The following is a 19,383-nucleotide window of genomic DNA, read 5'->3' as shown; positions in this document are numbered from 1 at the left end:
ATCTGGCGGGCAGGGCGGTGAGGGTTACTCGGCCGCCTTGGCGTTTGTTTTCATCGAGGCGATGACTTTCTCGCCCCATTTCAACTGATCCTTCAGGTCATCAATGGCCTCGGTCAGCTCGTCGCGCTGGCGCTCCATATCGGCCAGACGGTCCTGCGCGATCTCATAGGTGCGGCTGAGCTGCGTGAGCTGCTGGTCGCCCATATGATACAAGTCGAGCAGCTGGCGGATTTCCTCGAGGCTGAAGCCAAAGCGCTTGCCGCGCAGGATCAATTTCAGCCGCGCCCGGTCGCGTTTGGTAAAGAGCCGCTTTTGTCCGTCCCGGATCGGGAACAGCAATTCCTTGGCTTCGTAAAAGCGCAACGTGCGCGGCGTTACTCCGAACTCGTCGCACATCTCGCGAATGGATTTGGTGTCTTCACTCATGAGGCGTCACTCAGATGTTGCTTTACGTTGGCGTCGTCTGCGTAAACCTTGGCGGCTCTTGTCGAGAGTTACAACATGAACTTGACGTTTACGTAACTCCGACGCCGCGTCATTTTGAGGGGTGACGTGGTGGCAGGGCGATTTGACGTGACGTCGTGAGCCGGAAGGGCAGGAAATCGCCGAAGCTCTCCGGCGCAACGACCGGAAAACAAGCGTAAAATAGGGCTTTTCCTGTGCAGGTGGGGGCTTTGTCGTGCCCGTTGGCGTGACGGGTCTATCTGCACTGGAAATTCTGGTGTGACTGTCAGCGAAGTCGACAGAGCGGGACCACACGGCCTCTCACTCTGTTGGAAATCTCTGGTTGGTTCGGGCCTCTGTCAGCAACGAACCGTCTTCGAAACACTTTAATCTTTCCCGGGCGACGCGGATGAATGCCTCCACGATGCCGAGATCAATGTCGTTGCCAAAGGTGTTGAGTGTGAGTGTATTGGGGCCATCGCAGCGAGATATGTCCGCAAGTACATCGCCGTATTCGTCGATCAGCTCCACTGACAAACAATTGCCTTGGACGTTTCCGGCGACTTGCCAGCGAAAGTTCTTCATAGATGTTTCATGGCTGAAAGGTCCAAGCGTGCATCACGACTAGGGTGCAACCGCAGTTGAGATATTGGCTCCGATCCAAAAGCCAGGCCGGGTCTTGCGCCTCTGAAGAGCAGATCAGCCATCCAGCAGGTTCAGCGTCACCTTGCGCAGGTCGGTCAGCTCTTCCATCGCCTCGTTGATCTGCTGGCGCTGGAGTTCCAGTTCCTTCAGTTGCCGGTCGGCCATCTCGATAAAGGCGCGGTTTTGCGCTTCGTCGCCTTCCTTGTCGTAGATCAGCAACCACTGGCGGATCTCTTCGAGCTGAAAGCCGAACTTGCGCCCGCGCAGGATCAGCTTCATCCGCGCCACGTCGCGCGCGCCGTAGAACCGTGAACGCCCCTGACGTTCGGGCTGCAACAGCTCTATATATTCATAGTACCGAAGGGTGCGCGGCGTCACATCGAACTCGGCGCACATCTCCTTGAATGACAGTTTTGTTTCGGTCATCCATGTCCTCCCTTGCTCGGGCAACCTAAGCATCTGAACCGAGCGGTGCAACTGGGAGTTTTGCAAGCCTTGCGCTTTGCCCCCATGCACGGAATAAATGAGGCAAATCCGGCAAGGAGCAAGTCATGGCTGACAAAACCAAACTGGCGCGCCAGTTCATTGAGGCGATCCCGCACTCAAAGGCGCTGGGAATGGAGCTGACCGAGATCGGTGACGGCCGGGCGGTGATCGTGATGCCCTATGACAAGAAACTGATCGGGGATCCGGATACCGGCGTCATCCATGGCGGCGCGGTGTCGGCCCTGATGGACACCTGTTGCGGTGCGGCTGTGATGAGCCACCCGAGCGAGCCGTCGAGCACCGCCACCATCGACCTGCGGATCGACTATATGCGCGGGGCGACGCCGGGGCAGACCATCACCACCACCGCAACCTGTCACCACGTGACCCGCAATGTCGCCTTTGTGCGCGCGGTGGCGACGGATGAGGAAACCGAAGTGCCTGTCGCAACGGCCTCTGGCGCCTTCACGCTGGAGCCCAAGCAATGAGCCGCCCCCGTCCTGAGCCTGTGCAAGTGATCAAGCAACGCCGCGATGCGGCCCTTGCGGCCTTGGTGGAATCGGTGCCCTACATCGGGTTTCTCGGCATCACTTTTGAGCGGCGTGGCGACGAGCTGACCTCGACCATGCATTTTCACGACACTCTGATCGGCAACCCGATGCTGCCGGCGATCCACGGTGGGGCGACGGCGGCCTTTCTGGAGGTCACCTCGGTGATCACCCTGCAGTGGTTCCACCTCTGGCCGCAGTTCGAAAGCGGCGAGTTGGACGTGGACACCATGGCCGCGGGACAGATGCCGCGCTTGCCCAAAACCATCGATTTCACCGTGGATTATCTGCGGTCCGGCCTGCCGCGCGATTCTTATGCGCGGGCCACGGTTAATCGCTCTGGTCGGCGCTATGCCTCGGTGCATGTGGCCGCCTGGCAGGATCACAAGGACAAGCTCTTTGCGCAGGCAACGGGGCATTTCCTGATGCCGCAGGACCGGCGTTCCGGCAATTAATCACAAAGGTCGACATCCATGTCCGAGGCATCTGGCCCCATCACCCATGGTCGGGTGCTCAAAATCGCGCTGCCGATCGTCTTGTCCAATGCGACCGTGCCGATCCTCGGCGCGGTGGACACGGGTGTCGTGGGGCAACTGGGCGAGGCGGCCCCCATTGGCGCGGTGGGCGTAGGCGCCGTGATCCTGTCGACGCTTTACTGGGCCTTTGGGTTTCTGCGCATGGGCACCACCGGGCTTGCGGCGCAGGCGCGTGGGGCCGGGGATGAGGCCGAGACCGGTGCGCTCCTGATGCGGGGGCTGATACTGGCCTTCGGGGCGGGTGTGTTTTTCATCCTTGCACAGGCTTTGGTGTTCTGGGGCGCGTTTGCCCTCGCGCCCGCCAGCGCTGAGGTGGAAGATCTGGCCCGGGCCTATCTGGAGATCCGCATCTGGGGTGCCCCCGCGACCATCGGGCTTTATGCGGTGACCGGCTGGCTGATTGCGGTGGAGCGTACACGCGCGGTGTTCCTGCTTCAGATCTGGATGAACGGGCTGAATATCCTGTTGGACCTGTGGTTTGTGCTCGGGCTTGGCTGGGGTGTCGAAGGCGTGGCGACAGCGACGCTGATCGCCGAGTGGTCGGGGCTGGTGCTGGGACTGTGGTTCTGCCGGTCGGCCTTTGCGGGCGATCAATGGCATGATTGGGCGCGGATTTTTGATCGGGCGCGCATCAAACGGATGATGCAGGTCAATGGCGACATCATGGTGCGGTCGGTGCTGCTGACGCTGTCGTTTACGACCTTCCTGTTCATCGGCGCGGATATGGGGGATGTGACGCTGGCGGCCAATCAGGTGCTGATCCAGTTTCTGGAGATCACTGCCTTTGCGCTGGACGGGTTTGCGTTCAGTGCCGAGGCGCTGGTGGGCGGCGCGGTGGGGGCGCGCGATCCGCAGCGCCTGCGCCGGGCGGCGCTGGTTTCCAGCCATTGGGGGATCGGCTTTGCCGCGCTGCTGGCGCTGGGGTTCTGGGGGCTGGGGCCGATGCTGATCGACCTGATGACCACCGCGCCGGAGGTGCGCGAGACCGGCCGCACGTATCTCGTGTGGGTGGCGCTTGCCCCGCTCGTCAGCGTCGCCAGCTACATGTTCGACGGGATTTATATCGGCGCGACATGGACCCGCGACATGCGGATCGCGGCGCTGCAATCGGTCGCCGTCTATGTCGGGGCCTTGCTGGTTCTGGTTCCGACTCTGGGCAACCACGGTTTGTGGCTGGCGCTGATGGTGCTGAACCTCACCCGGGCCGTGACGCTTGCGCTCCGCTATCGGAGGCTGGAGGCCGGCGTCTCAGCTGCCTGATACTGCTCTGGTTGGGCTATACGGGCCGGTGCGCTGACCGCGGTGGTTGCGCCACTTGATCTTGCAAGAGGAGTTGCGCTTTGCCAAGCAAATCGCCGGGGGGCAGGCCGCGCCTTCGGCGCGGCCTGCCGGCGCCCTGAGGTCACCGGATCGCACTGGCTCAGGCCAGGGCGATGCCGGGGGTGGGTCAGGTTTCCCTGGCCGGTTTTCTGTTTCCGGTTTCCCCTGCCGGATCGTTCCGACAGGGGACATGCAGGTTGGAGCAGCCGATCACAGGGGGCGAGTGTTGCTCCGGCGTGGGCTTACTTCTGGCTGATGCGACCGTCAGTATAGGCGCTGTAGGGGCCAGCCTCGGCAAGGTATTCGGCCACCACATCGGCAAGATCGGGGCCGAAGTCATAGGCGTTCTTGTCGTCGCCGGCGAACATCTTGTAGCCGTCGCCGCCGTTGCGGACGTAGTTGTTGGACACCACGCCGTAGGTCTTGGCCGGATCGATCGCCACCCAGGCATCGCCCTCCATGACCATCACGTCAGAGACCCGCGCGCCCGGTTCCTTGGCCGGGTCGAAGGCGAACTTCATGCCGGCGACCTGCGGGAAACGGCCTGCGCCCTCCTCGATCTGACCCACGCCGTTTTCCAGCGCGTCGATCATGGTCTGGCCGCTGACCTCGAAGGTCGAGAGCGTGTTCTGGAACGGCAGCACGGTCAGCACCTCGCCCATGGTCACCTCGCCCGCGTCAATGGAGGCGCGCAGCCCGCCGCCGTTCTGGATCGCGATGGAAACGCCCTGGTCCTTCACTCGCGCCAGCATCGCATCGGCGACCAGATTGCCCATCGAGCATTCGCCCGCACGGCACACATCGCGAGAGCCATCGACAGTATCGGTGGTTTCGGCCACCACGCGGGTTTTCATCTCTTCGATCGGGGCACCCATCTCGGCCACGCGGGCGGCGATCTCCGCATTCGGGGTCACCGAGGCGTCGAGCAGGATCGGGTCGCCCTCGGCCGCAGTTACATTGCCTGCGTCGTCAAAGGTCACCGTCAGCTCGCCAAGGTATTTGGAGTAGGCATAGGCCTGCACCACCGGCACATCGCCGACCATGGTCGGGTAGGGGCCAGCCGCGCGGTCGGATGTGTTGGACAGGAGCGTGTGCGAATGGCCACCCACAACCACGTCGAGACCCGGAACCTGTTCCGCGATCTCCAGATCCTTGGCCAGGCCCACATGGGTCAGGGCGATGATCTTGTTGACGCCTTCGGCTTGCAGCGCCTCCACATCCGCGGCCAGGCTGTCGATCTCATCCTGGAACACAACGTTCGGCCCCGGCGAGGAGGTCTCGACCGTGTCGGTCGCAAGCGCGGAGATGATGCCGATCTTTTCGCCGCCGACCTCAAGCACCACGTGGTTGCCGACCTTGCCTTTCAGCAGCGGTTCGGAGCTGAGGTCGAGATTGCCGGAGATCACCGGGAACGACACGGTATCGACGAATTTCTCCAGCCCGGCCGGGCCGTCGTCGAATTCGTGGTTGCCGACGGCCATGACGTCATAGCCGATGGCCTCCATGAACTCGGCCTCGGCTGCGCCCTTGTAGGTGGTGTAGAACAGCGAACCCTGGAACGGGTCGCCCGCATCCAGAAGCAGGACGTTCTGTCCCTCAAGCGCCGCGCGCATTTCGTCGACCTTGGTCTTGATGCGGGCCACACCGCCGAAACACTTGCCTTCGGCCTCGTCCTCGGCACCGCAGGTGGAATCGTATTTGTTGATCGACTCGATGCGGCTGTGAATGTCGTTTGTGTGCAGGATGGTCAGCTTGTAGTCCGCCGCCGCAAGGCCGGCGGTCAGGCCAAGCGCGGCCACGGATGTCAGGAAACGTGCGATCATAGGATAAACCCTCACCTTTGTTATGCCACCTCTACCGGTGGTTGTTATTCGACCAATATTCGGGATCTTTGTCCAATCCGTCAAAACCAAATTATCATGACAGGGATATATCGACGCAGGGGAAACTTTGCGCTGCCCATTGCACAAGCGCCCTTGCGCAGCAGGGGTGTCTGAGGGCATGAGGTTCCCATGCTGATGTACAAGATTTTCCGTGACGACGAATGGCGCGCTTTTGAGGCCGCCGGTGAAACCGATGGCGCGCCCGTGGATCTGGCGGACGGCTATATCCACTTCTCGACAGCCCAGCAGGCGGCGGAAACCGCGGCCAAGCATTTTGCCGGGGCCGAGGGCCTGTGGCTCCTGGCGTTTGACGCCGAAGCGATGGGCGCGGCGCTGAAGTGGGAGCCATCGCGCGGCGGGGCGCTGTTCCCGCATCTCTATCGCCGCTTGCAGTTGACCGAGATGCTCTGGGTGAAACCCTTGCCGCTGGTTGACGGCCAGCATCAATTCCCCGCCGAGATGGTCTGACATCCCCGCGCTGTGCGCACCAAAGGAGACATGGCGAATGAAGCTGTCCGAAACACTGGCGCTGGCGGTTATGCATCGCCTGGACCCCGAAACCGCCCATGGACTGTCCATCAAGGCGCTGAAGTCCGGTCTCACACCGCGTCCGGGGCCCGTCACATCGCCGCGGCTGGAGACCGAAATCGCAGGGCTGCGCCTGCCCAATCCGGTGGGGCTGGCCGCCGGGTTTGACAAGAACGCCGAGGCGCTCGGCGCGCTGACGCAGGCGGGCTTTGGTTTTATCGAGGTCGGCGCTGCGACACCGCGCCCGCAGCCCGGCAACCCGCAGCCCCGCCTGTTCCGGCTGAGCGAAGATCGCGCGGCGATCAACCGTTTCGGCTTCAACAACGAAGGCATGGACGTGATCGGCGCCCGACTCGCCAACCGTCCGAAGGATGGCGTGATCGGCCTCAACCTCGGGGCCAACAAGGACAGCGATGACCGCGCGCAGGATTTTGCCCGGGTGCTGCGCCACTGCGGCGCGCATCTGGATTTTGCCACCGTAAACGTGTCCTCACCCAATACCGAGAAACTGCGCGACCTTCAGGGCAAGGCCGCGCTATCGGCGCTGTTGGCGGGGGTCATGGACGCCCAGAGCAGCCTCGACCGCCCGATCCCGGTGTTCCTGAAAATCGCGCCCGATCTGGATCAGGCGGGGCTGGATGACATCGCGGCAGTGGCGCGCGACAGCGGCATCGACGCGGTGATCGCCACCAATACCACGCTTGCGCGAGACGGTCTGAAAAGCCCGCATCGGGCGGAAGCCGGCGGCCTGTCCGGCGCACCGTTGTTTGACAAATCCACCCGCGTGCTGGCGCAGCTGTCCGCGCGTCTTGACGGCGCGGTGCCGATCATTGGCGTCGGGGGAATTTCCTCGGCAGAACAGGCCTATGCCAAGATCCGGGCCGGGGCGTCGGCGGTGCAGTTCTATACCGCGCTGGTCTATGGCGGCCTGTCCCTGGCCGCAGAGATCGCCACGGGGGTTGATACGCTTCTGTCGCGCGACGGCTATGACACCGTGGCGCAGGCTGTCGGTACCGCGCGCAGTGACTGGCTCTGACGGGCGATGGACCACCCGCTGATAGATCTCATCAACGCGCGAATTGCTGCCGCCGAAAAAGACGGAGCCTTTGACAATCTCGAAGGGGCAGGCCGTCCTTTGCCCCCATGCGATGATCCCGACAATGCGGTGATGAACAGACTCCTGCGGGACAATGGCGCGGTGCCCGAAGTGGTCGCGCTCAGCCGTGAGCTGGCCCGCCTGCGTGCGGAGCTGAACGAGACCAGTGATCGCAGCAAGCGTCGCCAGATCATCTCCGATTTGTCCATGACCGAGGCGCGGATCGAACTCGCGCGCAAACGGGGCTGAGGCACGCAGGCGCACGCGGGGTTTCCGATCTGGCATACTCCGGCCTCTGACAACAGATGCTGCGCGCCTGTACGGCAGAGCGTGTTATGCGCTCCGGACCATGGGTGGGGCGTCGTGATCGCCCGCTTCGGCGGCCTCGGTGGCCTTGCGCAGCAGCTGCAGCATGTCTTGGCGTTCACTGCGGGACAGGCCAGCGAGGATATCGGTTTGCAGCGCTTCGACCAGCGGACGGGCGGCGGCGTGCAGGGCCGCACCGGCAGAGGTCAGATGCAGGCTGCGCGCCCGGCGATCCTCGGGGCGCACCTCGCGCCGGACCAGCTGCTTCAGATCGAGGCGTTCCACCACTTTGCCCAGTGTCGCGCGATCATAGCCGATGAGTGCTGCCAGCGTTGCCTGATCAACCCCGGGCCGGGCGGAGAGTGCGGCCAGCGCGGCATATTGCACCGGGGTCAGGTCAATGCTGGCGTTGGACATGGCGGCCGCAAACCGTGCGACGGAGATCTGGTTCAACCGGCGGATCAGCGTGGCGGGCAGGTGATCGAGTTCCAATTCGCACTCGGGCATGGCGGGCCTTTGGGTCAATGATGCGGGGAGTATGTCCCCAAATGCGGCTAGGACGTGGCCAGACGGCACCTCATGCGCGGGCGGATCTCTCGTGGGCCGGTTGCATTCGGCGCAGACATGCCCCGGCGCGGGTGGATAGGTATTTTGTTGTCGCACCGGTGAAGATAGAGATGGGGCATGGCTCTGACGTTTCAAACACTTTCCGATTTTCTTGCGCATGGGCACGATACCGTGATCGACGTGCGCAGCCCGGCAGAGTACGCCGAGGACCATGTGCCCGGCGCGATCAACCTGCCGGTGCTCGACAATGAGGAACGGGCCGAGGTGGGCACGATCTATGTGCAGGAAAGCCCCTTTCGTGCCCGTAAGATCGGCGCGGCGATGGTGTTTCGCAACGCCGCCACCCACATCGAACAGCGGCTGAGCCATCACGACGGCAGCTGGAAACCTCTGGTCTATTGCTGGCGCGGCGGGCAGCGCTCGGGCAGTTTTACCTGGATGTTGAGCCAGATCGGCTGGCGGGCCGAGGTGGTTCAGGGTGGCTACCAGAGCTATCGCCGTCTGGTGCATGCCGCGCTCTATGAGGCGCCGCTGTCGCATCGGCTGATCTTGCTGGACGGGTTGACCGGCACCGCCAAGACCGAGATTTTGCAGCAGGTCGCCGCGATGGGCGGTCAGGTGCTGGATCTGGAGGGGCTTGCCGGGCATCGCGGTTCGCTCCTGGGCGAGATGCCGGGTGGGCAGCCAAGTCAGAAACGGTTCGAGAGCTATATCGCCTGCGCGCTGGCGCAGATGGACCCGACGCGCCCGGTGCTGGTCGAGGCCGAAGCCAGCAAGATTGGGGCGCGCATCCTGCCGCCCAGCCTGTGGGAGGCGATGAAAGCCGCGCCGAGGATTGATCTGGAGGTGCCGTTTGAGGCCCGCTGCGCCTATCTGGTTGAGGCTTACGATGACATTTTGTCAGACGCGGACCACCTGCGCGTAAAGCTCGGACCTCTTCGGGAACATCGCTCTGGTGCGGTGGTGGAGGACTGGTTCGAGCTGATCGCGGCGGGGGATAAACCAGCGCTGGTGGCGCGGTTGATGGCGGATCATTACGACCCCGCCTACCGCAAGGCCCGCAGCCGCTACGCAGTAAGCATCCAACGCCAGATTACGCTGCCGGGATTAAGCGCGTCGGATCGCACGCAGGCCGCAGCGCGCGTATTGGAGGTGATGGCAGCTCTTTGAGTCGGCTACCGTAGCACGATACCCTCGTCAGGACCGCGCATTTCGCCAATCTTTGCAGCGTGGTAGCCGTGGTTTCTAAGCTGCTCCAACACCTGCGCGGCATGCTCTGGTGCGACGCAGGTCAAGAGACCGCCCGAGGTCTGCGGATCAAACAGCAGCGCCCGCGCGCCTGCGGTTCCAATGCCGGGCAATAGAGCCGCATTGTCGTCAAAGATCGTGGACCGCACGCCTGCCTCGGCCAGGTCACTTGCGCCCTCCATCAACGGGATCGCGTCAAATGTGATCTCTGCGCCCAGATGTGAGGCCTCGCACAGCCCCTGCAAGTGACCCAGCAGACCAAAGCCCGTGACATCGGTCATGGCGCGCGCCACGGGGCGCAGGACGTTGGCGGCGTTGCGCTGGCTCCGACACATCAGATCAAGCGCGCCCGCAACCCAAGCCCCACGGGCCTGTCCTGTCATTTCGGCGGCTAAAATCGTGCCTGATCCCAAGGGTTTGGTCAGGATCAGGTGATCGCCCGCGCCTGCGCCAGCAAGGGTGATGGGGGGCGCGTCACAAAGCCCGGTGATGGTGAAACCGACCGTCAGTTCCTCGCCCAAAGAGGTATGACCGCCCACGATGGCGGCACCTGCGGCTTTCATCTCTTGATGGGCTGTTTCCATGATCTCGGACAGCAGCCGTTCCTGTAGTTCGGGCGACTGGCGGGGCAGGATCAGGGTGACGGTGGCGGCCTGTGGGCGCGCGCCCATCGCCCAGATGTCGTTGAGCGCATGTTGCGCGGTGATCGCGGTCATCGCCACCGGGTCTTCGGTAAAGGCGCGCAAGTGGTCGATGCTTATGACCTGCGTAGCCCCGCCGACCGTCAGCTGCGCGGCATCGTCTCCCGGCAGCGGGGTCACATCTGGGCGCAGCGCGCCGTGGTAGGTGCTTAGCCCGTGGCGTAGCGCCGTGCGCCCGACCTTGGAGCCGCAACCGCCGCACATGGGTTTTGAGCCAAGTGCCTCCTGCATGTCCTTGGCGTGGACGCGGGGCAGGGCAGGCGGGGACATGACCGGCAGGGAGGTGAATTTTCCCATGAATTTACGGTCGATGTGATCTTTCCAGCGCCACAACAGCCCACCGGAAAAGCTGCGCCCGTTGCGATCCGCGAGCGCGGATTTTCCGCCCATAGAAATGAGTTTGAGGTAATCCTGCTGCGGCTGGTAGCTCTTGAAAGCCCCGCCTGCCAGCATGGCCTTGAGGTTGTGAAAGAGCACCGGCGCTTGCCGCACCGCAAAGACGCCTGCCTTGGGGCGCGGAGCATGCGCCATGTAGGCGCAATCGCCGGTGGCAAAGACGTGAGGGTCAGAGGTCTGAAGGTGCTCGGAGACCACAAGCGCGCCGTCATCGAGCGCAAGCCCGGAGGTCGCAAGCCAGCCATAGGCACGCGCGCCCGCAGCGCCAACAATGAAATCGCTGGAGATGTCGCGCCCGTCCGTGAGGTGAATGCGACCTTCGCTCAGGCGCTCTATCGGTGCATGTTCCAGAACCGTAACACCATGCGCATCCAACGCCTTGCGCAGGCGCGATTGGCTCTGGGAACTCAGCACCGAGAGCGCGGCGTCACTGTCGATCAAGGTCGCCTGCGCCAGACGGTTCTTTTTGCGCAGGGCATGCGACATCGCAAGGATCAGCTCCACCCCGGCAACGCCACCGCCGATGCAGGCGATCCGGGCGGGTTCAGTGCCGGCACGAAAGGCATCCCAGCTTGCGGCAAACTCTCCCAAGGGTTTGGCGGGAATTGCAAAATCGGCAAAGCCCGGCAAGTCCGGCATGGCCGATGTGATGCCGATGTCGATAGAGGCCACATCATAGGAGATGGTCGGGCGGCCCGGCACGGTGATACGTTTCGCCTCAGGGTCGATCTCTTCGGCGGCCCCCAGAATGAGCCGCGCCCCGGCAAAACGTGCGAGTTTCACAAGATCAATGTCGAGCGCATCGCGGTCGTAATGACCAGCCACAAATCCCGGCAGCATACCGGAATAAGGCGCGGTGGGACCGGGGTTGATCAGGGTGAGACGCACGCCCGGCAGCGGGTTCATGCCCCACATCCGCAGCAGCAGCGCGTGGGTATGGCCGCCTCCCACAAGAACCAGATCGCGGGTCAGGGGAAGACGGGGTGCGTGCATCGGGGCCTCCGGGGGATGGCCGGTCCCAAAACGCTAGGCTTCGGGCGTGTCGGCCGAACGATGTTCAGGTTTGTTGTGCGTCGCCCAGAGTTCGCAGTCGCCGGGGACGGGCAGGTCTTTGGGCTTTGTCTGCTGGTTGATGAACACCTTGGCAAGGAAATTTGCCGTGACCGGAGCGGAGACCAGAAGGAACAGGGTGATCAGCAGCTCATGAGCAGAGAGGCGGCCCTCGTAGACCACCGCATGCAGCATGGAGCCCAGCAGCACACCGCCGACGCCAAGCGTCGTCGCCTTGGTGGGCGCATGCATACGCGACATCGGGTCGTTGAGCTTGAGCAGGCCAAAAGAGCCCACAAAGCCAAAAAAGCCCCCCAATACGATGAACCCGGTGATGAGAAGGTCGAGAATCATGTCTGTCTCCTCACTCGATGATGTTGCCGCGCAGCAGGAAGCGCGCATAGGCTACGGTGGAGATGAAGCCGAGCATGGCCATGATCAGCGAGGCCTCAAAGAAGATTTCCGAGCTCAGGAACACCCCGAACAACACCACCAGGGCGATGGAGTTGATGAACAGGGTATCAAGCGCAAGGATGCGGTCGGTGACCTCCGTGCCGGTCACCACTTTCCACAGGTTCATCAGCATCGCCAGGGCGAAACAGCCGAAGGCGAAGATATAGGCGTATTCGATCATTCGAAAATCTCCTTCAGGCGGCGTTCATAGCGGGTCTTGATCTCATCACGGACAGAGGCGGTGTCAGGTGCGTGCAGGCAGTGAACCAGCAGGTGACGCCCGTCTGTCGAGATATCCGCAGTCAGGGTCCCCGGCGTCATGGTGATGGTTCCGCCAAGCATCGCGATGGCCTCGGGCGTGCGGATGTCCAGCGGGATTTCGACCCATGTGGGCTGACGTTTGCTGTTGGGCATGAACAGGATGATCCGCGCCACGGTGATATTGGCGATCACGATATCCCAGAACACCAACAGCACATAGGTCGCCAGCCGCAGCGGGCTTTTGAGCTTGGGGCGATTGGGCCAATAGGGCTGGGTCACCACAGGGATCAACAGGCCGAGGAAAAAGCCGAACACCAGCGAGTTGAGCGAGAAACGATTGACCAGCAGCAGCCAGATCACCGTCAGCATCAGCGTCAGCAACGGGTGCGGCAGAAGGCGGTTCAGGAGCTTCATCAATGGCCCTCCTCTTGGATCTGCGCCGCATCGTCGTGGCTGTCGTCGCTGCCATACCCATTGGCCTTGGCCGGGTCGACAACGGGACGGTCACGGTTGGCCAGAACCGTCTCGATATAAGCCTCGGGCGCAAAGAGATCCTGCGCGGTGGCGGTGGTGTAGCGGGTCATCGGACCGGCAAAGACGGTGAGCGCCACCAATCCCGCAAGCAGACCGAATGTGGCGACAAAGGGCAGCGCGGGCGCGCGCGGTGCGGCGGGTGCGTCGTCCTGATCGACCTGTTCCAGTTCGATTTCCGGTTCTGCGACGGTGTCGTCATGCTGCAACCCGTGGCTCTTCCAGAAGATCAGCGTGCCGGCGCGTGCAAACCCCATGATGGTGATCAGTGAGCTGACCAGGATCACGGCCCAGACCCAGATCACAAGCGTATCCCCGCGCGCGGCGTCGAGGATCAGCAGTTTTCCCAGAAAACCGGACAGGGGCGGCATGCCTGCGGTGGCGATCGCAGCAACAAAGAACAGCACCGATATGAGACCGCTTTGCGCCATCACCGGTTGCGGCATGATCTCGCCGCCCTGGCGTTGCCGTACCATGTCGGCGACCAGGAACAGCGCGGCGGCGGCAAGGGTCGAATGCACGGCGTAATAGAGCGCCGCGGCTGCGGCCTCCGGCGTGAACAGGGCGATCGCGGTCAACAGCGTGCCAACGGAGGTGATCGCGCCAAAGGACATCAGCCGACCGATCTCCTTGGCCCCCAGAACCCCGATCGCGCCAATGGCCACGGTCAGGAGCGCTGCTGGCAGCAGCCAGTCGCCCACCAGCCCCTCGACCACCGCCACATCGGGGCCGAAGATCAGCGTGTAGACACGCAGGATCGCATAGGCGCCGACCTTGGTCATGATCGCAAACAGCGCCGCCACCGGCGCAGGCGCATTGGCATAAGAGGCCGGCAGCCAGAAGTGCAGCGGCAGCAGCGAGGCCTTGATCGCAAAGACCAGGAGCAGCATCGCCGCACCCACGCGGATCAGGGCGCTGTCTTCGGCCGGCAGCTCTGCCACGCGGACGGCAAGATCGGCCATGTTCAGCGTGCCGGTCACCGCATAGATGGTGCCAAGCGCAAACAGGAACAGGGTGGAGCCCAGGAGGTTGAAGACCACATACTGCACGCCCGCCTGAAAGCGCCGCGCGCCGCCGCCGTGGATCATCAGACCGTAGGAGGCGATCAGCAGCACCTCGAAGAACACAAACAGGTTGAAGGCGTCACCGGTCAGGAAGGCGCCGATGATGCCCATCAGCTGGAACTGGTAGAGCGCGTGGAAGTTGGCCCCGCGTTCGTCCCATTTGCTGCCGATGGCATAGAGGTTGACGGCCAGCGCCAGCAGCGTGGTCAACAGCACCATCATCGCCGAAAGCCGGTCCAGCACCAGCACGATGCCGAAGGGCGCTTGCCAGTCCCCCAGTTCGTAGACCTGCACCGTGCCGTCGGCGGCCTGAACCGCCAGGGTCAGCGCGATGGCAACCAGAAGCACGTTCGACGCCAGCGAGAATATGCGCTGCAAATCGATGTGATAGCGCAGCGTCATGATGATGAAGGGCGCCACCAGCGCGGGCAGCACGATGGGCGCAATCAGAAGGTGGTTCATGCGTCCTCTCCCTGCGCGGGCGCAGTGTCGTCCATGTTGATATTGTCATTGCGGGCGCTGAGGAACGCCCCGAGCGCCACCATCACCACAACCGCGGTCATGCCGAAGGAGATCACGATCGCCGTCAGCACCAGCGCCTGCGGCAGCGGGTCGGAATAGGCGATGTCCTCGTATTTGTTGAGGATCGGCGGCGCGTTTGTCACCAGTCGCCCGGAGGCGAACAGGAAGACGTTCACGGCATAGGACAGCAACGACGTGCCCAGGATCACCGGAAACGTCCGGCGGCGCAGGACCAGGTAGATCCCCGCAGCGGTCAATAGGCCAACGGCAGAAGCCAGAAGGAGTTCCATGCTCAGACCTCTTTGGTGTCATGCGCCGCGTCATCGCGGGCGGGGTTGATATCCATGGCGTGCTCGGTCGAGGTGCCCGGTTGCCAGGCAAAGCGGCTGAGGCTCTCCAGCGCCAGCATCACCGCGCCGACAACCGCGAGGAACACGCCGAGATCGAACAGCGCGGCGGTGGCCAGTTCGAACTCCTCCAGCGGCGGCAGGTGCACATAGCCGAAGGCAGAGGTCAGGAACGGCTGTCCATTGAACCAGGCACCAAGCCCGGTGGCCGCGGCGATCAGCACGCCGGAGCCGATGATGCCGTGATAGGGCATGCGCTGGCGCTCTGTCGCCCAGCCGAACCCGGAGGCCATATACTGCATGATCACCGCGATCGCCGCGATCAGACCGGCGATAAAGCCGCCGCCGGGCAGGTTGTGACCGCGGAAGAAGATATAGGCCGCAACCATCAGCGCCACCGGCATCATCATCCGCGTCACCACCACCATCATGCCGGGGTGGCTGTCGCCCGCCTGTTCGATGTCGGGCTTGCGGTTGAGCAGATAGGCGCGCACGCGCGTCGACAGCACCGCTTCGGTCAGGGCAAAGATCACCAGCGCCGCGATCCCCAGAACGATGATCTCGCCAAAGGTGTCAAAGCCCCGGAAATCCACCAGGATCACGTTCACCATATTGGTGCCGCCGCCGCCCTTGTAGGAGTTCTCGATGTGAAAGCCCGAGATCGACGGGAAGGCAAAGTCGCGCATCAACAGCGCATAGATCAGCCCCCCCACGCCAACACCGCCGACGATGGCGATCACGCCGTCGCGCAGGCGGGACAGGGCGGGCGTTTCCACCGGGGTTTCCTTGGGCAGGAAGTTGAGCGCCAGCAGCATCAGGATGATCGTCACCACCTCGACCGAGATCTGGGTCAGCGCCAGATCCGGTGCGGAAAGGTAGTTGAACGACAGCGATACAACCAGGCCGACGATGCCGATCAGGATCAGCGCGACAAAGCGCTGGCGGTGGAAGATCACGATGCAGCAGGTGGCCACGATCAGACACAGCCAGCCGACCACCGGCAGCACGCCGAACTCTTGCGCCGCGCGCGTGGGCAGGCCAAGCGTTCCGGTGCCATAGGCAAAGATGCAGATGGCGACGGTGAAGCTCACCATGATCGCCGCATAGCGGGTGAGCGATCCATCATGCAGCCTTGCCGTCACCCCCTGCGTCAGAGCGGTCAGGCGGAGCACGATGGCGTCAAAGATCACCTTGGCCTCGGGGCGGGGCAGGGCAGTCCACGCCCGCTCCAGCGGACGATGCAGGGCCAGCAGGACCAGACCACCCACAACTGCGGTGATCGACATGTAGAGCGCGGGCGTAAACCCGTGCCAGAGCTTCAGCGAATAATAGGGCAGTTTCTCGCCACCAATCACCGCACTGGCGGAGGCCGCAACAAGCGGGCCCACCAGCTTGGCCGAGAACAGACCGATCAGCACCACCAGCCCCACCAGCAGCGCAGGCGAGGCCCACATGCCAAAGCCGGGGTCATGTGGCTTGGCCGGATAATCCTCGCGCTTGGGGCCGAGGAAGACATGCGCAATATAGCGAAAGGAATAGGCCGCCGAGAACATCGCCGCAAAGGTCGCAAGCCCGGCCACCATGTAGGCGGAGTTGAGCCATGTGGTCTTCTCCGCCGCATCCAGCATCATTTCCTTGGACAGGAAACCATTCAACGGCGGGATGCCGGCCATCGACAGCGAGGCGACAGCGGCGATCACGAAGGTCACCGGCATCAGGTGACGCAGCCCACCCAGACGCTTGATGTCGCGGGTATGGGCCTCGTGGTCGACAATCCCTGCCGACATGAACAGCGCCGCCTTAAACGTGGCGTGGTTGATGATGTGAAACACCGCCGCGACCGCTGCATATTTGGTGCCAAACCCCAGGAGCATGGTGATCAGCCCCAGATGGGACACGGTGGAAAACGCCAGCAGCGCTTTGAGGTCGTCCTTGAACAGCGCGATCACCGCGCCGATCACCATGGTCACGAGGCCCGTGGTCGCGACGATATAGAACCATTCCGGCGTGCCGGCGAGCACCGGCCACAGTCGCGCCAACAGGAACAGGCCCGCCTTTACCATGGTGGCGGAGTGCAGATAGGCCGAAACCGGCGTCGGCGCCGCCATCGCATGCGGCAGCCAGAAGTGGAACGGGAACTGTGCCGATTTGGTAAAGGCCCCGATCAGGATCAGGATCAGCGCCGGCAGATAAAGGTCGGAGGACTGGATCGCCTCCTTGTTTTGCAGGATGGTGCTGATGTCATAGGAGCCTGCGATCTGGCCGAGGATCAGCATGCCACCGATCATGGCAAGCCCGCCCATGCCGGTCACCGTCAGCGCCATGCGCGCGCCCTGGCGGCCTTCGGGCAGGTGCTTCCAATACCCGATCAGCAGGAAGGACGACAGCGATGTCAGCTCCCAGAACACCAGCAGCAGCAGGATGTTGTCGGACAGCACGATACCGACCATCGCGCCCTGAAACAGTAGCAGATAGGTATAGAACTGCCCCATCGGATCCTGCCGCGACAGGTAGAACCGCGCATAGAGGATGATCAGCAGCCCGATCCCGAGGATCAGCGTGGCGAACAGGAACCCCAGCCCGTCCAGAAAGAAATTGGCCGACAATCCCAGCGCGGGAAGCCAGTCGATACCGACCTGCACAACCTCGCCGCGCAGAATGGCGGGGGCGTGCAGCATCAGTCCAATGAAGGCAAGCCCCGTGGCCAGTCCGGCAGAGGCGGCCGAGGCATTGCGACCGGCGCGGATCAACAGTGCGGGAAACAGCGCGCCAAGAAATGGCAAGGCCGCTATCAAGAAAAGGGACACGTCATACTCTCCAGGTCGGGCATATTGTTTTTATGTCGGGCAACAGGCTCCAAGCTGTAGGCTGAGTAAGGAATTTTCCAGTGCTGATCCAGAAAATCCGCACGGAATCTGGCCTGTTTCGCATCGGAAACGCCAAAATGTGACACTGGGCCGCATGTTTTGGGCCGCAACCTGCGATTGCCGCGATGCGGCATGGTGATGACGGGAACTTGATGGCGCGGTGAGGAGGACAGCCGCGCGGGGACGGGCGGCCTGTGCTAGGACCTCGGGGCAGGGACCATGGGGCCGTCACGCAGGAGGTGCAGATGGAAATGCCAGAACCCGGGATGACGATGTCGCGCCGTCGTCTCCTATGCGCGGGGGGCGCGATCGGCGTCGCGACCGCTGCCGGTTGGTGGCGGCTCGCGCGCTATCGCCCGTCGCATGAAGGCGGCATGCTCGGCGTTCAGGCGGCGCATGCGCAGGCCCAAGCGGGAGAGATCCTGCTGGTGGATATTCGCACCCCGGTCGAATGGCGCCGGACCGGCGTGCCGGAGGGGGCGGTGCCACTGGACATGCGCCGCGACGATTTCATCGCCAAGCTCGACGCCTTCGTGGCTCAGGACCCGACCCGGCCGGTGGCGCTGATCTGCGCAGGGGGCGTGCGCTCGGCCCGCCTCAGCCGCCAACTCCTCGCGGCAGGTTATCAGCAGGTGATCGACGTGCCGGAGGGGCTTCACGGGTCCTCGGCCGGGCCCGGCTGGCTGGCGTCCGACCTTCCGGTGCGCCCATGGAACGGCTGATCCCGCTCTGTGTCGCTGTGGCGCTGACCGCAGCCGGCACCGCTCGGGCAGGGTGCGGACCGGTCGAGTCGCAGTGTGAGATGCCGGGCGGCAGCTATGAGATCGCCTTGCCACCGGCGGCAACAGAAACCGCGGGCGATCCGTCACCGATCCCGGCGGTCCTGTTCCTGCACGGTCACGGCGGATCGGCCAAAGGGGTGCTGCGCATGCGCAGCATGGTGGAGGCGGTCACCGCGCGCGGCTATGCGGTGATTGCACCAAATGGGGCGCGCCGTCCCAACGGGCCGCGCAGCTGGTCTTTCCTGCCGGAATTTCAGGGCCGCGATGATTTCGCGTTCCTGCCCGCAGTGGTGTCGGATGCGGCGGCGCGCTTTGATGTCGATCCGCAGAACACTGTTCTTGCGGGATTTTCTTCGGGAGCCTTTATGGTGAACTACCTCGCCTGCGACCAGCCCGAGACCTTTGCGGCCTATCTGCCCGTGTCCGGCGGGTTCTGGCGTCCGCAGCCCGAGAGCTGCACCGGACCGGCGCGGATCTACCACAGCCACGGCTGGCGCGACGGGGTGGTGCCTCTGGAAGGGCGGATTCTCGGCGGCGGGCGGTTCATGCAGGGGGACATCTGGGCGGGGCTGGAATTGTGGCGCGACACGATGGGCTGCGACACCCATGCGCCCGACAGGATCTGGCAGGACGGCGAGTTGAGCCTGCGTCGCTGGCAGTGCGGTGCTGATGCAGAGCTGGTGTTCGAGCTGTTTCCGGGAGGGCACATGGTGCCGCCGGGATGGGCGGACCGGGTCATCGACTGGATCGAGGCAGGTGCTGGCCCGCAGGCAGAGACCGACTGATCCCCCTGTCAAACGGC

General features: G+C 63.4%; 21 protein-coding genes. 9 read left to right on the top strand and 12 right to left on the bottom strand.

What is annotated here, in order from left to right:
* Positions 1-24: 24 nt before the first annotated feature.
* The 3 genes from ACXAF5_RS12035 to ACXAF5_RS12025 form a co-directional block, all read right to left on the bottom strand.
* Positions 25-426, bottom strand: a complete 402-nt coding sequence (locus ACXAF5_RS12035) for a MerR family transcriptional regulator (protein ID WP_005629585.1) — start codon at positions 424-426, stop codon at positions 25-27.
* 339 nt (positions 427-765) lie between these two features.
* Positions 766-1,029, bottom strand: a complete 264-nt coding sequence (locus ACXAF5_RS12030; protein WP_239365115.1) for a hypothetical protein — start codon at positions 1,027-1,029, stop codon at positions 766-768.
* A gap of 114 nt (positions 1,030-1,143) precedes the next feature.
* Positions 1,144-1,515: a MerR family transcriptional regulator gene (locus ACXAF5_RS12025; RefSeq protein ID WP_474946756.1), complete on the bottom strand. Its 372-nt coding sequence runs from the start codon at positions 1,513-1,515 to the stop codon at positions 1,144-1,146.
* 125 nt (positions 1,516-1,640) lie between these two features.
* Between ACXAF5_RS12025 and ACXAF5_RS12020 the strand changes: the two genes are divergently transcribed.
* Genes ACXAF5_RS12020 through ACXAF5_RS12010 form a run of 3 tightly spaced genes read left to right on the top strand, consistent with a single transcriptional unit; the run spans position 1,641 to position 3,919 of the window.
* Positions 1,641-2,063, top strand: coding sequence for a PaaI family thioesterase (locus ACXAF5_RS12020; RefSeq protein WP_474946755.1), 423 nt, complete (start codon positions 1,641-1,643; stop codon positions 2,061-2,063).
* On the top strand, positions 2,060-2,578 hold the full coding sequence (locus ACXAF5_RS12015) for a PaaI family thioesterase (protein WP_474946754.1): 519 nt from the start codon (positions 2,060-2,062) through the stop codon (positions 2,576-2,578). The genes ACXAF5_RS12020 and ACXAF5_RS12015 overlap by 4 nt, the downstream gene beginning before the upstream one ends.
* A gap of 18 nt (positions 2,579-2,596) precedes the next feature.
* On the top strand, positions 2,597-3,919 hold the full coding sequence (locus tag ACXAF5_RS12010; protein WP_474946753.1) for an MATE family efflux transporter: 1,323 nt from the start codon (positions 2,597-2,599) through the stop codon (positions 3,917-3,919).
* A 302-nt stretch (positions 3,920-4,221) separates the two neighbouring features.
* On the opposite strand, the gene ACXAF5_RS12005 is transcribed toward ACXAF5_RS12010, so the two are convergent.
* The gene (locus tag ACXAF5_RS12005; protein WP_474946752.1) at positions 4,222-5,802 is read right to left on the bottom strand and encodes a bifunctional metallophosphatase/5'-nucleotidase; all 1,581 of its coding nucleotides are present in this window, start codon (positions 5,800-5,802) and stop codon (positions 4,222-4,224) included.
* A 189-nt stretch (positions 5,803-5,991) separates the two neighbouring features.
* Between ACXAF5_RS12005 and ACXAF5_RS12000 the strand changes: the two genes are divergently transcribed.
* From ACXAF5_RS12000 to ACXAF5_RS11990, 3 genes are read left to right on the top strand one after another with little or no spacing between them, the layout of a single operon-like run.
* Positions 5,992-6,330, top strand: a complete 339-nt coding sequence (locus tag ACXAF5_RS12000; protein WP_474946751.1) for a DUF952 domain-containing protein — start codon at positions 5,992-5,994, stop codon at positions 6,328-6,330.
* 37 nt (positions 6,331-6,367) lie between these two features.
* Entirely contained in the window at positions 6,368-7,426 is a 1,059-nt protein-coding gene (locus ACXAF5_RS11995; protein WP_474946750.1) for a quinone-dependent dihydroorotate dehydrogenase, read from the top strand.
* Positions 7,427-7,432: 6 nt separating this feature from the next.
* Positions 7,433-7,735 carry a DnaJ family domain-containing protein gene (locus ACXAF5_RS11990; protein WP_239319373.1) on the top strand — a complete coding sequence of 101 codons (303 nt, stop codon included), beginning with the start codon at positions 7,433-7,435 and terminating at the stop codon, positions 7,733-7,735.
* Positions 7,736-7,819: 84 nt separating this feature from the next.
* Here ACXAF5_RS11990 and ACXAF5_RS11985 read toward each other — a convergent pair whose 3' ends face one another.
* Positions 7,820-8,299, bottom strand: coding sequence for a MarR family winged helix-turn-helix transcriptional regulator (locus ACXAF5_RS11985; protein ID WP_474946749.1), 480 nt, complete (start codon positions 8,297-8,299; stop codon positions 7,820-7,822).
* Positions 8,300-8,476: 177 nt separating this feature from the next.
* Between ACXAF5_RS11985 and mnmH the strand changes: the two genes are divergently transcribed.
* Positions 8,477-9,529 carry a tRNA 2-selenouridine(34) synthase MnmH gene (mnmH, locus tag ACXAF5_RS11980; RefSeq protein WP_474946748.1) on the top strand — a complete coding sequence of 351 codons (1,053 nt, stop codon included), beginning with the start codon at positions 8,477-8,479 and terminating at the stop codon, positions 9,527-9,529.
* A gap of 5 nt (positions 9,530-9,534) precedes the next feature.
* On the opposite strand, the gene selD is transcribed toward mnmH, so the two are convergent.
* From selD to ACXAF5_RS11945, 7 genes are read right to left on the bottom strand one after another with little or no spacing between them, the layout of a single operon-like run.
* Positions 9,535-11,697, bottom strand: coding sequence for a selenide, water dikinase SelD (selD, locus tag ACXAF5_RS11975; RefSeq protein ID WP_474946747.1), 2,163 nt, complete (start codon positions 11,695-11,697; stop codon positions 9,535-9,537).
* A gap of 33 nt (positions 11,698-11,730) precedes the next feature.
* Positions 11,731-12,108 carry a Na+/H+ antiporter subunit G gene (locus tag ACXAF5_RS11970; protein ID WP_239319382.1) on the bottom strand — a complete coding sequence of 126 codons (378 nt, stop codon included), beginning with the start codon at positions 12,106-12,108 and terminating at the stop codon, positions 11,731-11,733.
* Between the two features lie 10 nt (positions 12,109-12,118).
* On the bottom strand, positions 12,119-12,388 hold the full coding sequence (locus tag ACXAF5_RS11965; RefSeq protein ID WP_239319384.1) for a K+/H+ antiporter subunit F: 270 nt from the start codon (positions 12,386-12,388) through the stop codon (positions 12,119-12,121).
* A complete protein-coding gene (locus tag ACXAF5_RS11960) occupies positions 12,385-12,882 on the bottom strand; it encodes a Na+/H+ antiporter subunit E (RefSeq protein WP_474946746.1) in 498 nt (165 codons plus the stop codon). Before ACXAF5_RS11960 ends, ACXAF5_RS11965 begins: the two co-directional genes overlap by 4 nt.
* A complete protein-coding gene (locus ACXAF5_RS11955; RefSeq protein WP_474946745.1) occupies positions 12,882-14,525 on the bottom strand; it encodes a monovalent cation/H+ antiporter subunit D in 1,644 nt (547 codons plus the stop codon). Before ACXAF5_RS11955 ends, ACXAF5_RS11960 begins: the two co-directional genes overlap by 1 nt.
* A complete protein-coding gene (locus ACXAF5_RS11950; protein WP_239319389.1) occupies positions 14,522-14,875 on the bottom strand; it encodes a Na+/H+ antiporter subunit C in 354 nt (117 codons plus the stop codon). The genes ACXAF5_RS11955 and ACXAF5_RS11950 overlap by 4 nt, the downstream gene beginning before the upstream one ends.
* Positions 14,876-14,877: 2 nt before the next feature.
* Positions 14,878-17,739, bottom strand: coding sequence for a monovalent cation/H+ antiporter subunit A (locus ACXAF5_RS11945; protein WP_474946744.1), 2,862 nt, complete (start codon positions 17,737-17,739; stop codon positions 14,878-14,880).
* 305 nt (positions 17,740-18,044) lie between these two features.
* Between ACXAF5_RS11945 and ACXAF5_RS11940 the strand changes: the two genes are divergently transcribed.
* Both ACXAF5_RS11940 and ACXAF5_RS11935 read left to right on the top strand, forming a co-directional pair.
* Positions 18,045-18,521: a rhodanese-like domain-containing protein gene (locus ACXAF5_RS11940; RefSeq protein WP_474946743.1), complete on the top strand. Its 477-nt coding sequence runs from the start codon at positions 18,045-18,047 to the stop codon at positions 18,519-18,521.
* Positions 18,509-19,366: a CE1 family esterase gene (locus tag ACXAF5_RS11935; protein WP_474946742.1), complete on the top strand. Its 858-nt coding sequence runs from the start codon at positions 18,509-18,511 to the stop codon at positions 19,364-19,366. Before ACXAF5_RS11940 ends, ACXAF5_RS11935 begins: the two co-directional genes overlap by 13 nt.
* The last annotated feature ends 17 nt before the right edge of the window (positions 19,367-19,383 follow it).

Source organism: Epibacterium sp. ABV4_022, from assembly GCF_056159345.1.
This window is presented reverse-complemented; position numbering and strand designations above follow the sequence as displayed.